Here is a 15,674-nt window from a genome sequence, read left to right on the forward strand (position 1 = left end):
AAGTTCCTTATTTTATGTTCACTTCCCAAATCATGTGAGGTGCACCAGGACCCCAGTAATGTTCAAGAGTCAATGAAGGTTCACCAAATTGTTTTCCCCAATATGCCTGTGCACTAGGAAAGCCCGCGTCCAAATAGAAGACGTGTTTCTTTCTCGCAAGGATTTCTCGTTTCATTTCCTCTAATAGAAAATGCCCGACTCCTTGACGTTGCATACGAGGAAGGACATAGACGCTCCCGAGTTCGATGGCACCACGCTTTATTTCCAAGTTGCCCGATATAATATCGTTTGGAGGCAGCAAAGCCCCCGCTCCGATAAGGATTCCCTCCTGCTCAACCACATACAGTTGAACTTGATCGTCATCAAAGTGGTCCTGAATGGTCGTATTCAGGCGCGCCACTTCTTCATCGAGCAAATCGGCATCTTCAAAACGCTCTCGTCGAATCAAGTCACTCAAACTCTCCATAAATAAGCGTTGCAAAGATTTTACGTCTGATTGTTCGAGTGCGCGAAAGTCCAAGACGTCCACTTCCTTTTCTCTTTTTTTGTTTTACTCTTTACCCTCGCGAATCCGATGCGTAACACTCGGGTACGAAGGAATGAATTCTTCGAGCGGCTCGTAATTCAACTTCCCATAGGTTTTCCATAACACTAAAATCGCTGCGGTCCATAACGTGATCATTAAATGAATCAAGCCAATCGGATACCCTTCTTCTGCTTCGAAGCCTACCATCACGAACATGACGTTGAACATCGTATGCATGAGAAATGCGGACCACAAATTGCGCGATGATCCATTGTATACCCAGCTAATCAGAATCGAATAGGCCATGACAGACAACCCATATGCCCAAAACGGCAAATTTGCCTGACCGGTACCAGCCATAAGAAAGAGCGGTGTATGCCAAATCGCCCAAATTCCCCCTAGCACTAAACTTGCCAATAATGGGGACAATCTCGACTGCAACGCATCAAGCAAATAACCTCGCCATCCGTATTCTTCTTGTAGCGTCCCACCCAGGAAGAGCATATATAAAAAGTAAGGGGCAATCCACCACGGTTCACGAGCGATTAACGCACCACTCCGGTCCGTCCACCAATACGCGACAAGGAATATGAATGGAATCAATCCGAACGGGATTGCGTACGTTTTCCAACTCATTCTCACTTGAATACTTTTTTGAAGAATATGCCTGACCCCTGCTACACCTCGAAGTCGATACATCGTCAACACACCGGAAAGACTCGGTCCAAACGCTCCGATAATGACGATTGCCATAATCGGTAAATCGGTCCACCGATAGAGGCTCGCCCAGACAATCCATGAATAGCTGAACGCAATCAATAAAAAGTAAAGAATGTATTTGTTTTTATACATAGTCAGCACCCCTTCAGCAACTTAGTACCCGTTATTTGACGCAAAGAATAGCATTTCAATATTTTTATATGTAATTGACACGATTCCGCATATAATAAACTGAACGTACTACAAATAAACCCTACGAGGTATGGATACTATGGAAGAGATTAGCACACAGACCATGAGTCACAACGGATTTCTAATGACGCTCGCCTTTATCATCGCTAGCGTATCTGCCTTAATGGCACTCGAGTTAGCGAAACGGGTCAGGGGAGGATCGACCTCATCCAACCGAATTTGGATCTTGTTTGGCGGCACTATATTAGGACTTGGAATCTGGTCCATGCATTTTGTCGCCATGCTTGGTCATGCTTCTCTGCACGAAAGTACTTATTCCATCTGGCTCATTATCGGATCTATGATGCCTGCAATTGTTGGATGTATTCTGTCATTCGGATTAATTGCGCGTAACACGACATGGATGACATTGCTTCAGTCTTCCGGGTTGATGGGATTGGGCATTGTCAGTATGCATTATATCGGGACTGCAGCCATTCAAGGCGTTCAACTGACTTTCGACTATCTTTGGGTTCTCTTATCACTCGGCATCGCATGGGGAGCCTCGTTTCTTGCTTTATGGGTAGGTTTCTTTTCTTCCTACCCGACAACACGTGTCACCTTTACCGTGAAGCTGATGTTCTCACTATTAATGGGAGCAGCCATTTTTAGTATGCATGTCGTTGGGATGAAAGCCACGACGATTACACCTGACGGTTCCGTAATGAGTCGAATCCCAATCGACCCGACTATACTTGCTTGGCTCGTCACGAGCATCGTATTCCTCTTGTTCGGGATGTACTTTATCGCTTATACGTTAGATCAACAAATTCAGAAACGTGACCTCTTTCAAGCGACCATATTAGAATCGACGACGGATGCCGTATTGACGACGACAAACGATGGGGAAATCCAATATCAAAATCGAGCGTTCGTTCACTTATTCGAGGGACATCCGATAGAACCTTTTTTTCAAGACTATCATCCGTCGTTATCGGCTCAACAACCGTTCTACCAACCAATTCAGATTGAGACAAATGATCGAGTGTTAGAAGTAACATCGTATCCGCTCCAAGATGGTTCGAATCGTCAAATACTTTGGTTCATCCGAGATGTGACGAAAACGGTCACTTCACAGCGCTTAGTCGAACATATGGCGTTCCATGATGTATTGACCGATTTGCCAAACCGTCATAAACTCGATTCGCTTCTTCAAGAGAGCATCTCACAAGAGCGTTCTGTTGCCTGCTTGTATATCGATGTGAACCGCTGGCGTTTTTTAAGTGATATTCTTGGTCATCATGGAGCTGATGAATTAATCATCCAAGTCGCTGATCGTCTGCGACTTACAATTCATCCAGATGATGTGCTGACGCGAATCGGACCATCCGAGTTCATCATTTTATTATTCGCTCAACGCAGCTCGCTCGCTCATCAAAAAGCTGAAAAATGTATGAAAGCCATCTCCTCGACGTTTGATGTCGACGGGACGACTATTGAACTCACGATGAGTGCAGGAATTAGTCATTATCCAAAAGATACACATTCTCCGAATGAACTGATTCAGTTCGCTCGTCTAGCTGCGCACGAATCAAAACGGGACGGGAAGAATAAGATCAAGACATTTGAAGAATCGTCACGTCCTCAAATTTTACGCAATATCGAGATTGAAAAAGCGCTCGTCACCGCATTAAGTAAAGATGAACTCACACTCGTCTATCAACCAAAAATTGATTTGAAGCGGAATCGATTAGAAGGTGTCGAAGCGTTACTTCGTTGGCATCATCCCCGCATCGGGAACATCGCACCTTCTGACTTTATCCCGATTGCCGAGAACACAGGGTTGATTCATTCGATCGGCAATTGGGTGATTCGGGAAGGCTGTCGTACTTGGGTGCGCTGGCAACGGAGTGGGATTGATCCATTCACGCTATCTCTCAACGTCTCACCGCTTCAATTTGCACGTGAAGATTTCGTTGATACCTTGCAATCCATTCTTTTAGAAACGGGGATGGACCCCATGTATCTAGAATTAGAAGTGACAGAGTCCTCGATGCTCTCTTACGAAGCCTCAACCCGTGAAAAATTGACACAGTTGCATCAACTAGGGATTCTCATTTCCCTTGACGATTTTGGTACGGGTTATTCTTCGTTCAGTCAACTTCGAGAACTTCCGGTGCAAGTACTTAAAATCGATCGGTCGTTCATCGTGAACTTGTTTACCGACCGTAATCAAGAGGCCATCGTTCGCTCGATGATTCAACTCGGTCACAATTTGGGCATGAAAGTTCTGATGGAAGGTGTCGAAACATCCGCACAATTGGAATGGCTTCTCAAAGAGTCATGCGATTTTGTTCAAGGGTATTATTTTAGTCGCCCGTTAGCCGAGACAGACGTTCCACTTCACGTAAAACAAACAACGACCTATCTCGAATTTGGGAAACACTAAAAAAAACCGCTTCTGTCACCTGACAGAAGCGGTTTTTGGTTAAGACACGCGTTCTTTCTCTTCTTCCCGAATCAAATGATATTGGTCGAGAATCAATTGCGTCAATGTGTCTCCCTCATGGAGCTGCAAATATTTTTCAATCGTTGATGAGATCCCGTGCTCTTCAATCGACAAATTGAGTTCTGACGATTCCGAATCCTCCGGGTTGTGATAATGGAGGGCCGCTGCAATCCCGTAAGCGAGTTCGTTCGGCTCGATCCCATTATCCATCAACTCACGGGCTGGTTTGACGAGACGGTCGCTCGGTCCGAGTTTACGAATCGGCGAACGTGCCACCCGTGACACTTCATCCTTCAATTTCGGATTCTCAAAGCGCTTGATGATTTTTTGGATGTATTGGCTATGCTCTTTCGCCTCGAAACCATATTTCTCAAGCAATAACCAACCCGTTTCATACAATGCGCCTTGAACGACTTGACGCACACGACGATCTTGTAGCGCCTCATCAATCGTCGCCTTCCCGAACAACGAACCGATGTAAGAGGCGATGGCGTGCCCTGTATTCACTGTAAAGAGCTTCCGTTCAATGTACGGTCCGATTTCCTCGACCCATGTCACACCTTGAATCGGTGGTTGCTCGTTCAGTCCTTGCGTCTCAATGACCCACTCATGGAACGTTTCGACTTCCACGTAAAGTGGGTCTTCATGCTGTTGAAGGGGAACGATACGGTCAACTGCCGCATTCGGGAAGAAGACGTTCGCCTCCCCGACACCGCCACGTGCCTCTACTTCTTGACGAAGAATGGCACTCCCACCAATCATGTTCTCACATGCGATGACATAGACCGGCGCGTCCTCAACTTCACGCGCACGGAGACCTTCACTGATCAATGGCGCTACTTTTGAAAGAAGTGAGGGTCCGACAGCCGTCGTCACGAGATCCGCTTCTGCAATCAAAGCCGCGACACGGGCTGGCTCTTTTAAACTGTTGACCCCGCGTACTCGGTCGACGACGATTCGATCGACACCGTCTTCAGCGAATCCGACCTCATAGTGACGTTTTGCTTCGAGTGCTTCGATGACCGTGTCGTTAATGTCGACGAACGTCACCTCATAACCACTTTGATTGAGCAACAATCCGATAAATCCGCGTCCGATGTTTCCTGCTCCAAAATGAACAGCTTTCATTTATGCCACCTCTTCCATGAAGAGCGCCAAGATTTCTTCTTTCGTCTTCGCCTGAACAAGACGCTCCACGTTTTCTTCGTCCGAGCAGAGAATCGCGATTTGCGAAAGGAGCTCTAAATGTTCATCATTCACGCCTGCAATCCCGATGACGAGTTTAGCCGTCTGTCCACCAAAGTCGACACCGTCCGGTACTTGCAGGAACGAGATTCCCGTCTTCTGAACCGCTGATTTCGCCGCTTCTGTACCATGTGGAATGGCTACGTGATTTCCGATATAGACGTTTGCGATCGCTTGACGTTCATGCATCGCTTCTACATATTCCGGCGTCACACAGCCGGCGTCTTGTAGGACTGCCCCGGCTGCTGTGATTGCTTCCTCTGTCGTTGCGAATGTTTGGTTAAGTCGAATCATCTCTGTTTGAATGAATGGCATTTTAATTTCCTCCTAATAGCTAAACCGTATCTCTATCTGTTCTGTGTTCAAGAAATTTTGCTGCGTTCCGCTTTAATCTCTTCTACCAATTGATCATAGTAATCGGCGTTCAAGAAGTTTGTGACCGAACGATGAATCGCATTCGGTGCTTGCGCTTCTGCGCGCTCCGTTAAATCTTCATGCGTAATGACAAACTGCGCATCTTTCGGCAAGTTGCTGATCGACGTGTTCGTCACTTTGATTGGTAAGTTAGCTTTATTGACCTTGTTCCGGAGAACCGAGGCCCCCATCGCACTTGACCCCATTCCTGCATCACATGCGAAGATGATGTGATCGACTTTATCAAGGCGATCTGTCACGAGAGCAGATGCGTAAGACTGTTTGCCTTTCATCGCGCTCACGTTTTGTGTCGCTTCTTCGAGTGATACTTCTTCTGCTGCGCTCGATTTCAAGATGACGCTCGCCACAGCAAATGTGACCGCTGCCGATAAGAAAATCCCTGCCACGAGTCCGAGGTATGAACCGCGTGATGCCATCGCGAGAATAGCGAAGATACTACCTGGTGAAGCTGGTGCGACGAGACCGACATCAAAGAGTACGAATGTGAAGATTCCTGTTGCGCCCCCTGCGATCATCGCAAGAATCAAAATTGGCTTCATCAACACGTATGGGAAGTAAATCTCATGAATCCCACCGAGGAAGTGAATGATTGCTGCACCAGGTGCTGTACGTTTCGCTGCACCTTTGGCGAAGAACATGTATGCGAGAAGTAATCCAAGACCTGGCCCTGGGTTCGCCTCAAGTAAGAAGAGAACTGACTTTCCAGCCTCTGCCACTTGATCGACACCGAGTGGACTTAAAATCCCGTGGTTGATGGCATTGTTCAAGAAGAGAACTTTTGCTGGTTCAATGAACAAGCTCGCCACTGGAAGTAATTTCGCGCCGACGATCCAGTCAACACCTGCTGCCATCACTTTATCGAGGGCACTCATGATTGGACCGAAGATTTCGAATCCTCCAAGCATGAGAAGTCCACCGATGATCCCGACCGAGAAGTTGTTGACGAGCATTTCGAATCCTGCTTTGACTTTGCCTTCAAGGGCACGGTCGACTTGGCGGATGATGTAACCACCGAGTGGACCCATGATCATCGCTCCGAGGAACATCGGAATGTCTGTCCCGACGATGACCCCCATCGTGGCGAGCGCCCCGACGACACCGCCTCGTACGTCATGAAGTAATTTACCACCTGTGAAACCGATGAGTAATGGTAAGAGATATGTGATTGTTGGACCAACGAGTTCTGCTAAGTTTTCGTTTGGCCACCATCCTGTCGGAATGAAGAGTGCTGTGATAATCCCCCAGGCAATGAAGGCACCGATGTTCGGCATGACCATCCCACTGAGGAAACTACCGAATCGTTGTACTTTGACTCGGACCCCGCCCGAGCTCGCTTGCGTATTCGCCATGTATAAAACCTCCAGTCTGTAAAATGTGAAAGGTTGAATGTGTAGTGTAGCTAACCGGTTTGTGCTCTACACCCATATTGTATGTCTAGAGTAAGCGCTTTCTCAATTCAATCCAGTTCACACTTTGGCAACATTTTGTGCCAAACAAAAAAATGACCATGGTTCGGTCATTTTTCGTACAACGTCTCATGAATCATTTTCTTCATGCATTCGTGCAACAATAAACGAAGGTCCTCTTTCGCCCCCGTGCTGTATAAACGCATATGTTCCTCACTCTCAATGAGCGACCCACTGATCGCACTTAAAAATTGAAGTTCGACATCGCGCGCCTCTTCTGGTGCTAAGAGCACGAGAAGTCGCGTCACGGGTTCAGTCGATTGATCCATCATGAGAAGCGGGATTGACGTCGTTAAATCAAATGCAAACACACTCGCTTTCTCAATCGAAGTATGTCGTCCATGGAAGAGTGCCAGTTTTGTACCTGGGACACCAAGACCTGCAACTTCGTGACGCCGGAGCAATTGCGCAGATAACTGAATCCCGCTTTGCACGAGGTCTCGCTCCTCGAGATGCGTTCCGATGTCGACCAAGATATCTTCTAAACGTTCTGTATTGTTGAGTGTGACCAAATCAAACTGATCATCCATTCGCTCGAACGTCTCTACGAGTTCGCCAAGTTCGGCAAAATCGAGCATCGTCGATCTCGGCTTTGAAGTCATCGTTTGGAATGATTGCGGTAACGACAACAAGAGATGACGGACGCGCTGTACTTCCTCACTCGTCAACAACGGATTGACAATCAATGTCGGTACCGAGAGTGGTGGTAATGGCACCGTCGACAAGATGACATCATATTCCTCAAGTCGGTGCTGCTCTAATCCAAATAAAGACGAGTTGACGACGTCTTGCATCTCCGGGAACTCTTGACGTACCCGATTGACGAGCATTTTCGACGAACCGAGTCCGGCCGAGCAGACGACGAGTGCCCGATACTCACGACGCCGCACCGGTTTGACGAGTGCTGCCGCGAAGTGCATCGCCCAAAATACCGTCTCTTCCTCGGAGAAGGTATTTGTCCCAAAGACGATGTCGGCAGCCTGTTGAATGGCCGAACGGAGTCCCGGATAGTCGCGGTCGATATGAGGTTTCACCGTACTCGTTTCCGGCAAAGCCTGCGTGTTCATACTCGACAAGATGTGCGCGAGCAGTCCACGTTCGAGCGCTGCGTCATCCGTAAAGGTAAACCCGTAAATGAGCGAGACGTGATGAATTAGTTTATGCACCCGAATTTGCATGATCCACCGCTCTTCTTCATCTTCTTTCATTTGATCTTTAATCGAGCGAAGTCGATTCGCCTCCTCGGCAAACCAGACGCGTTCCGCCATCGAGTAAGTGATGCCAAGCGCTTCCTCCATGTCGGTCGCGACTTTCAAATAGTCCTCAGACCGGCCTTTCGTATACATCTCTAAAAAGAATCCGGACGCTAGCCGTGCTTGTTGCACACCATAGGCGAACGTGACCCGCATGATAGTGCGGTCATCCATCCGCTCAAACGAGCGTGACTTCAAATAATCATAACCGTCCCGAAGACCTTCCAGCATCTCTTCGCATGGTACGGTCTTCAAAAAGGCCGGAATGTAGTCATCCTCGCCACGAACGAAGCGGTAAAAGGCAAGTGTATCCCAGTGAGCGAGCAACGCGTTGATCAGTAATTTTCGTTTCTCCGACTCATAGCCGAGCACTCTGGCACCGACACCTTTTTTCCGCTCGACTTCTAAATGATACTCTTCGAACCATCGATCCAACTTCTCCAAATCTTGTGTCAACGTACTCGGAGAGACGTGCATCTGTTTGGCGACCGCCTGCAATTTGAGCGTATCCTTCTCGAACAAGAGACGCCACGCCAGCTCAAATAAGCGGTCCTCGCTCGTCGGGATCGCTTCTGCAGATAGGATGAGATCTTCTCGTAACTGTTGCTTCGCAGACGGTTTGCCAACCAGGCTCAGTCCATGCCCTCGTTGCCAAGCGAGTTCGAGTTCGAACTCTTTTAAGATGCCTTCAAGTAATTGTCGTTCTCGTTGAATCGTACGCTCAGACAAATTCACCGCCTGCGCGATTTCGGCGAGCGGTGTCGATGTCTCAGTTGCCAATAAGTGTAGTAAAATCGACCGTTCTCTCGCGGTCCACTCATGTCTCATGCTCATCCATCCATTCTTCGACAAGTAGTCGGTATTCCTCGAGCGACAGGAGTTGTCGGACTGACCGGACACGTGCGGTCGGATGGGTGACCGGGGTCGCCCCTTCCTGATAGAGAATCAAATCCACCTCATTCGGGATGTTTTGAATCGTTCCGTGCGTAATCGTACAAGACAAGCGCCCCTCGCTTGCCTGTGCGAACAACTTCGCCGCCATCGCACTTGTCACAAACCCGCTATGGCAAGCAATGTATACGTTCATGTCAGCCCTTCTTTCGTCGCTTATCTTTATCTAATCATAAGTTGGAACCGCTTACTTCTTCTACTATTTTGCTTGTTGGCAAAGATATCGGCAAGCAGTAAAAAGCACCTCTCCTGAAGAAAGGTGCCTTACACTATGTTCAGTTTATTCGACCGTCACCGATTTCGCCAAGTTCCGTGGCTTGTCCACGTCACATCCACGAGCGAGCGCCGCGTAATATGCCATCAACTGAACCGGCAATACGTTGATGAGCGGTGCCAAGAGAGGCTCGACGTGCGGCAAGATGAAGTCATCATTCTCATGTTCGACGCCTTGCATGGAAATGATACAGGCGTTCGCGCCACGGGCAACGACCTCTTTAACGTTTCCACGAATATTCAAGTTCGTCTTCGGTTGCGAGATGAGCGCGATAACCGGTGTTCCGTCTTCAATCAAGGCGATCGACCCGTGCTTCAGTTCCCCACCTGGGTATCCTTCCGCTTGGATATACGAAATCTCTTTTACTTTGAGCGCTCCTTCGAGACAGACAGAAGCGTCAAGCCCACGACCGATGAAGAACGTGTTCGGTGTCGTTTTCAAATAACGTTCTGCGAGGTCTTCGAACAACTCTTTTTGCGCCATGATGGAGTCCATAATGGTCGCAACACGTGCAAGCTCCGGCATCAGGTCGAACGGTAATTCTTTCCCTGTCGCACGAGCGATGTCGTATGCGAGAATCGCGAGGACGGCAATCTGTGCCGTGTACGCTTTCGTCGACGCGACGGCGATTTCCGGTCCGGCGTGGAGGAGCATCGTCTCGTTCGCTTCGCGTGAGAGCGTTGAACCCGGTACATTCGTCATAGTGAGCGCTTTATATCCGCGTTTCTTCACTTCGACGAGGACGGCACGGCTGTCCGCCGTCTCACCGGATTGTGATAAGAAGACGAACAACGGACGTTCACTTAAGAGCGGCATATTGTAGCCAAATTCAGAAGAAACGTGCACTTCTGTCGGAATGCCGGCGATGCGTTCTAAAATGTCTTTTCCGACGAGTCCGGCGTTATAGCTCGTCCCACATGCGACGATATAGACACGGTCCGCTTCCGAGACGAGTTCACGCACGCCGTCCGTGAGTTCGATGTCACCGTTCTCGTTCTGGTAATGCTGGATGATGTTGCGGATGACGGCCGGTTGCTCGTCCATCTCCTTCAACATGTAGTGCGCGTACGTGCCCTTCTCGATGTCTGACGCATCGATCTCGGCCGTGTACGGTGCACGCTCGAGCACGTCGCCGTCGAGCGTCTTGATCGTCGCCGACTCACGTGTAAGGATAACGATCTCGCCATCGTGGAGTTCGAGGTACTGGTCCGTCACCTGGAGCATCGCCATCGCGTCTGATGCGACGACGTTGAACGTGCCGTCACCGAGTCCGACGAGGAGTGGTGACTTGTTCTTCCCGATATAGAGGCGCTCTTTGTCCTCTGAGTCGATCATCGCGATCGCATACGAACCGTGGAGGTCCGAGAGCGTCTTGCGGAACGCCGCCTCGACGTCGCCGAGCTCGACGAAGTGTTTCTCGATGAGCTGGACGATGACTTCCGTGTCCGTCTCCGAAAGGAACGGGACATCAAGTGTGGCTTTCAATTGTTCATCGTTCTCGATCACTCCGTTATGCACGAGCGTGAAGCGTCCTGTCGTACTTTTGTGCGGGTGGGCGTTCGGTACGCTCGGTACCCCGTGTGTCGCCCAACGCGTGTGACCGATTCCGATGGTTCCTTCAGCGTCAGCCGGTACGATGTCACGGAGTGCTTGGATTCGTCCCACTTCTTTGAATGTAAGAACGTCCTCACCGACCAAGGCAATCCCTGCCGAGTCGTAGCCGCGATACTCGAGCTTTTCAAGCCCTTTTAATAAAATCTCTTTCGTTCCAACTTGTCCGATCATTCCTACGATTCCACACATAAACAAATCTCCTCTATTCTTCGATTTCTCGAAAAAGGAAACGGGCTTTTTAGAGTAATGTCATCAAGTCTCGCTTTGTCCGTCCGGTCACCCGAACGCTTTAACGAGACCCTCTCAGTCGTGACACGCGACTGGAAGGCATCCGCCGAAATCTCGATCACCTTCGTCCTCGTCAACTCCGTAGAGTTCTGGCGCTTCTGTTTCATATCCAACCGTTTCTCCAGATACGCTTTCATGCTATCGAGTACAAGCCGTGTTGGATAGAGCAATTCGAAAAAATGTCGCCGAATACTTTTTTACCGTTCATGTAAAAGTCACCACTTTCACTAAAAAGCCATCACTCCTTCAGGTTTTCGACTAGGGAGAGAACGGGCATGATACAAGTAACGAGTAAAGAAATGAGGGAAAACACATGGGCGGCATCTTCCTGTTAATTGGCATACTGTTATCTGTCTTATCCAGGTGGCTTGAATTTGAAGGGAATAGCACGTTAGGGGATGTCATGTTGTTTCCTGCGATTTTCTTTATGGCCATGGCATTCTTCTGCAGTTTTCCTTACTTTAAAGAATGGTGGGACGACCGCTCCACCCGTAAGAAAGCATTCTTATTCGTGATATTTGCCGCAGTTGGCATTCTTTGTCTGCAAGCTGCTTTCTGGTTTGTTGTTTGGCGCGATCAATGGCTCGGGCTCCTTTTCGTCATACCGTTCCTAGCATGCGCAGGATTCATCGCTCGCCTGTTCAAATAAAAAAGGACGCGCCGCAGCACATCCTCCCATTATTTCACGGTAAAGTCGACCATCACACCGTAATGATCACTCGGTACAACATCCCTACTCGTTCGCATGTCGCCGAATACATCGATATGCTGAACCTCAACGTCTTTCCACTCGGAACGGATCAAAATCCAATCGTATCGTTCAGACTGCTCGAGATGAGAGGATTGTAGGTACGGGTTGTGCTTTACGTCTAGCGTCGCCCGTGGCTCTTCCGCAACAAACGTCGTCACGTCCCGCCACCCTGCATCCGATATGTCATGATAGATAATGGATTGAGGATGGTCATTGAAATCCCCACATAACACCTCGACCGATTTTTGACGTCCTTTGTGTAGCCAACTTCGCACCGTTGCCATCTGACGTTCTCGAATCGACACGGAACGCCAATTCAGATGTACGTTCGTGAGTCCCCATTCCTGACCGCCGAACGTAAGCGTCACTCGGGTCGCACAAAAATTTGACTCTTCCACATCTTCTTCCCAAATCGCTTCAACTGAAGACAAGGGAATTTTACTCAAAAAAGCGAGTCCTTCGTCCGGGGAGTCGGGGTAAGCATGAAAGACGCAGAACGGATAACCCGTTGCTTCCGCAATGTCATGAGCTACACTGCCTTTTTCATAAGAACGGACTTCTTGTAGTGCGATCACGTCCGCGTCGATTCGTTTCACTTCTTGACAAATCGCATCGATTCGTTTTTGCCATGACGTGTCATGATTCCAAATATTATATGTCGCAATCCTCACTTCATCTTCCTACTTTCTCGAGTGAGTCACGCGCCCCCCCATTTTTGTTCTTCTTTTAACTCTCGTTCCGTGACATAGTTCTCGTCGAGACGAACCATATATCGCTCGTACCATTTATGACCGATGACGGATATGACACCTCCAGTCACCATCAACCCAATAAAGTAAGGTGTCTCAATTTGTTTCGTTACCCATCCGAACATAAGGATGAGCAAAATCGGGAACGTCAAAAAATTAAAAATCGACATCAAGTGTATGTGACGTTTGGCGTCTCGATTCGTTAAATACTTCAATTGAATCGTTTCTTTCCTCCAAGATTTTTTAATCGCAAATAATCCCGCAAATTGACCAATCAAAAGAACAGTTCCTGCTGACACCCATCCTTTTTCAGTCGCCACAAACAACGATATACAGACCATCCACGACAGAAAAGTGAAGACTCCATTCTTTTCAGTTTCCACTGTGACAAGCTCTCTCATCTGATCACGTTTGTTCACGACGTTGCTCCTTCTCGTATTCGCGGACTTCACGAATCTCTTTTAAATCTTGATCCGTCAAATAGTTCTCATCATAAGATTGAATGACCCGGTCAAAGCGTTTCGCCAAATATTCAATCCCGAAAAACGTCAGCTGCGAAAGGAGGAACACACGGAACGATTGTGGACCTGTCGCTTCACTCGTGAAGTAAAAGAGTCCGTAAATCCCGACCCCCGTCAAGGCGAGCGTGTGTGCCATCATTTTGAATGATAAGAGGTTACGTGCCTTTTGATTCGTCACGAAACGTAGCCACATCCGATATCGGATAAATACACTCGTCAGAATTGCGGCAAGTGCCACATATAACGATCCCGTGATCACCCCATCTGAAAGCGTCCAATATGAGGCGTAAATCAAAAAACTGACGACGAGCCCGATGACGATGATGCCAACACCCCATCCGGTCCAACGGTCTACTTTTAAAATCGTGTCGATTTGCGCTTTTACTTTTGGTGATAGTTCCATACGTCCTCTCCTCCTTCCAACACTTCTTCATACGTCGGTAGCCTAGACTGATGTCCAAGAATTCGCTCTTTCCACTTCTTCTCTCGATACGATTTCGTCAACCCCCAAAGGGCGACGATCCCGCCAATCAGGATGAAGGCATCTTCGTTTACATACATCGGGATGAAGAGCGCAAATAAAGAAATGGCATCAATCCAACAATCAATGAGTCGATAGCGTAACACGCGAGCAACCGCTTGATGTTCGGCAAAATGGCGAATGACTCGATATTCCATATATCCTTTATAAGCCAAGCCCATGGATACGACCAACATGACTGGGATGACCCACATCGCCTGTGTCCGCAACATCACGATGAACGAAATCAAGAAAATGACGAGTACGGGCCAACCAAAGAACCGCTCGAACTGTTTGGCATGCGTTACTGTGAGTTCAAATGGACGATTCATGCGAGACCTTCCCTTCAATCACCTCTTCATACGTCGGAAGCCCTGGTTCAATATGTTGGAGTTGATTTGTGAACCACTTCTTCCGAAGCGGACTAAGTACTCCCCATATCCCGAAAAAGAGACCAATTATAAGACCAAAATCTTCTGCGGTCAGCAGGGTCACCATGAGTGTCGTCAATAAAATCGCATCCACCCATTCGAATACGTATTGAATAATGAGAATTCGATGCGCCTTTGGATGCTCGGTCATTCGCCACATGATGCGCATTTCTTGATAGCCCATCACGACGATAATCACGGAAACCGACCCCATGATGGGAATGAGCCACATTTTCTCTAACAAGAGGGCGACAATGACGGCTGTGACATATAGAATCATGACGGGTACGGCATAACCTCGCATCCGTTGCATCCACTTTACATCTTGCTCCACTTATATCGCCTCCTTGTTAAAGTTGATACACTCTACATCTTGTCGTTTTGTCTGCGTCTCCACGTTCCATGTCCATAACATCGCGCCTGCGATGAATACCGTGACACATACATACGCCACGTTTGATGTGAACAATAATTGATGATTCAATGCGAGAAAGAAGGCAACACTGTTGATCCCGTCCCGAACAAGTTGACGACGATATAACCCTTTCAATTCTGGTTGAAATGACAGGCGCATCCGATAACGTTTCACATATAAGATGTTCAACGGAATGAATGTACAGGCGATATACAACACGCCCCATGTAAGGTCATCCGTCCATAAACTGATGGGAACCATGAGTACCACCAATGTTCCAAATATGCCGAAGATCCATTGGTCGAATAGACGTTTCCATGCTTTTTCTTGCGTTATCCGTTCATTCATCATTTTTGTCGTTCCTGGTCCAACTGGTTTAATAATGGAACCTGTTCATTTAATTTCTTTTGAAACGTTCGTGACACTTGATCGCTCACCACTCCCCATACAAGAAGGCCTATCGCTAACGCCAAACTGTCATATTGAAAGATGAGAAGAGCTGAAATGAGTGAGATAAGGACACCCGAACTGATCAAATCATAAAGTAGGTTCCATATCAGTAATCGCATCAGATTTTGATTATCCATATGCTTACGACGCATCCGATACTTTTTCACATCTAATCCAATCATGGCGATTCCGATCAAAACAAACGGAACGGTCAGCCAGACATAACGTCCGAAGAACGATAGGATAATTGCAAGTACAATAAACGCCAGCAATGTATAACCGACCCGAAGGTGTGACTTGCGCCATGTGGTTTCTTCCGTATACCAATGTGTCTCAGTCAACTAGAGCACTTCCTTTCTTGCCTGTGCATACTCCTCTATACGTA

Annotated in this window: 17 protein-coding genes; 2 read left to right on the top strand and 15 right to left on the bottom strand. The window is 48.0% G+C overall.

Annotation, left to right across the window (positions count from 1 at the left end; genetic code table 11):
* Positions 1-7: 7 nt before the first annotated feature.
* Positions 8-529 carry a GNAT family N-acetyltransferase gene (locus AC5LIL_RS12460; RefSeq protein ID WP_499824254.1) on the bottom strand — a complete coding sequence of 174 codons (522 nt, stop codon included), beginning with the start codon at positions 527-529 and terminating at the stop codon, positions 8-10.
* Between the two features lie 21 nt (positions 530-550).
* Entirely contained in the window at positions 551-1,378 is an 828-nt protein-coding gene (locus AC5LIL_RS12465; RefSeq protein WP_499824255.1) for a CPBP family intramembrane glutamic endopeptidase, read from the bottom strand.
* Between the two features lie 139 nt (positions 1,379-1,517).
* Here AC5LIL_RS12465 and AC5LIL_RS12470 point away from each other — a divergent pair, with 139 nt between their 5' ends.
* Positions 1,518-3,866, top strand: coding sequence for a bifunctional diguanylate cyclase/phosphodiesterase (locus AC5LIL_RS12470; protein WP_499824256.1), 2,349 nt, complete (start codon positions 1,518-1,520; stop codon positions 3,864-3,866).
* 39 nt (positions 3,867-3,905) lie between these two features.
* On the opposite strand, the gene AC5LIL_RS12475 is transcribed toward AC5LIL_RS12470, so the two are convergent.
* The 6 genes from AC5LIL_RS12475 to glmS all read right to left on the bottom strand — a co-directional run bounded on the left by AC5LIL_RS12475 (position 3,906) and on the right by glmS (position 11,353).
* Positions 3,906-5,054, bottom strand: a complete 1,149-nt coding sequence (locus AC5LIL_RS12475) for a mannitol-1-phosphate 5-dehydrogenase (RefSeq protein WP_339963306.1) — start codon at positions 5,052-5,054, stop codon at positions 3,906-3,908.
* On the bottom strand, positions 5,055-5,486 hold the full coding sequence (locus AC5LIL_RS12480; protein WP_214748595.1) for a PTS mannitol transporter subunit IIA: 432 nt from the start codon (positions 5,484-5,486) through the stop codon (positions 5,055-5,057).
* Positions 5,487-5,533: 47 nt separating this feature from the next.
* Positions 5,534-6,955, bottom strand: a complete 1,422-nt coding sequence (locus tag AC5LIL_RS12485; RefSeq protein WP_214697278.1) for a PTS mannitol transporter subunit IIBC — start codon at positions 6,953-6,955, stop codon at positions 5,534-5,536.
* A 167-nt stretch (positions 6,956-7,122) separates the two neighbouring features.
* Complete coding sequence (locus tag AC5LIL_RS12490; RefSeq protein ID WP_499824257.1) at positions 7,123-9,153, bottom strand: BglG family transcription antiterminator; 2,031 nt, start codon at positions 9,151-9,153, stop codon at positions 7,123-7,125.
* A complete protein-coding gene (locus tag AC5LIL_RS12495) occupies positions 9,143-9,412 on the bottom strand; it encodes a PTS sugar transporter subunit IIB (protein WP_074034712.1) in 270 nt (89 codons plus the stop codon). The genes AC5LIL_RS12490 and AC5LIL_RS12495 overlap by 11 nt, the downstream gene beginning before the upstream one ends.
* A 144-nt stretch (positions 9,413-9,556) precedes the next feature.
* Positions 9,557-11,353 (bottom strand): glutamine--fructose-6-phosphate transaminase (isomerizing), encoded by a 1,797-nt coding sequence (gene glmS / locus AC5LIL_RS12500; RefSeq protein ID WP_499824258.1) that lies wholly within the window; start codon positions 11,351-11,353, stop codon positions 9,557-9,559.
* A gap of 412 nt (positions 11,354-11,765) precedes the next feature.
* Between glmS and AC5LIL_RS12505 the strand changes: the two genes are divergently transcribed.
* Positions 11,766-12,101 (top strand): hypothetical protein, encoded by a 336-nt coding sequence (locus AC5LIL_RS12505; protein WP_427373782.1) that lies wholly within the window; start codon positions 11,766-11,768, stop codon positions 12,099-12,101.
* 29 nt (positions 12,102-12,130) lie between these two features.
* Here AC5LIL_RS12505 and AC5LIL_RS12510 read toward each other — a convergent pair whose 3' ends face one another.
* Genes AC5LIL_RS12510 through AC5LIL_RS12540 form a run of 7 tightly spaced genes read right to left on the bottom strand, consistent with a single transcriptional unit; the run spans position 12,131 to position 15,630 of the window.
* Positions 12,131-12,874: an endonuclease/exonuclease/phosphatase family protein gene (locus tag AC5LIL_RS12510; RefSeq protein WP_499824259.1), complete on the bottom strand. Its 744-nt coding sequence runs from the start codon at positions 12,872-12,874 to the stop codon at positions 12,131-12,133.
* Between the two features lie 26 nt (positions 12,875-12,900).
* Positions 12,901-13,371: a hypothetical protein gene (locus AC5LIL_RS12515; protein WP_499824260.1), complete on the bottom strand. Its 471-nt coding sequence runs from the start codon at positions 13,369-13,371 to the stop codon at positions 12,901-12,903.
* On the bottom strand, positions 13,358-13,876 hold the full coding sequence (locus tag AC5LIL_RS12520; RefSeq protein ID WP_427373777.1) for a hypothetical protein: 519 nt from the start codon (positions 13,874-13,876) through the stop codon (positions 13,358-13,360). Before AC5LIL_RS12520 ends, AC5LIL_RS12515 begins: the two co-directional genes overlap by 14 nt.
* Positions 13,855-14,325: a hypothetical protein gene (locus AC5LIL_RS12525; protein ID WP_499824261.1), complete on the bottom strand. Its 471-nt coding sequence runs from the start codon at positions 14,323-14,325 to the stop codon at positions 13,855-13,857. Before AC5LIL_RS12525 ends, AC5LIL_RS12520 begins: the two co-directional genes overlap by 22 nt.
* Positions 14,309-14,758, bottom strand: a complete 450-nt coding sequence (locus AC5LIL_RS12530; RefSeq protein WP_499824262.1) for a hypothetical protein — start codon at positions 14,756-14,758, stop codon at positions 14,309-14,311. Before AC5LIL_RS12530 ends, AC5LIL_RS12525 begins: the two co-directional genes overlap by 17 nt.
* Positions 14,759-15,187: a hypothetical protein gene (locus tag AC5LIL_RS12535; RefSeq protein WP_499824263.1), complete on the bottom strand. Its 429-nt coding sequence runs from the start codon at positions 15,185-15,187 to the stop codon at positions 14,759-14,761.
* On the bottom strand, positions 15,187-15,630 hold the full coding sequence (locus tag AC5LIL_RS12540; protein WP_499824264.1) for a hypothetical protein: 444 nt from the start codon (positions 15,628-15,630) through the stop codon (positions 15,187-15,189). The genes AC5LIL_RS12535 and AC5LIL_RS12540 overlap by 1 nt, the downstream gene beginning before the upstream one ends.
* Positions 15,631-15,674 lie beyond the last annotated feature (44 nt).

This window comes from Exiguobacterium sp. RM11 (genome assembly GCF_059821525.1).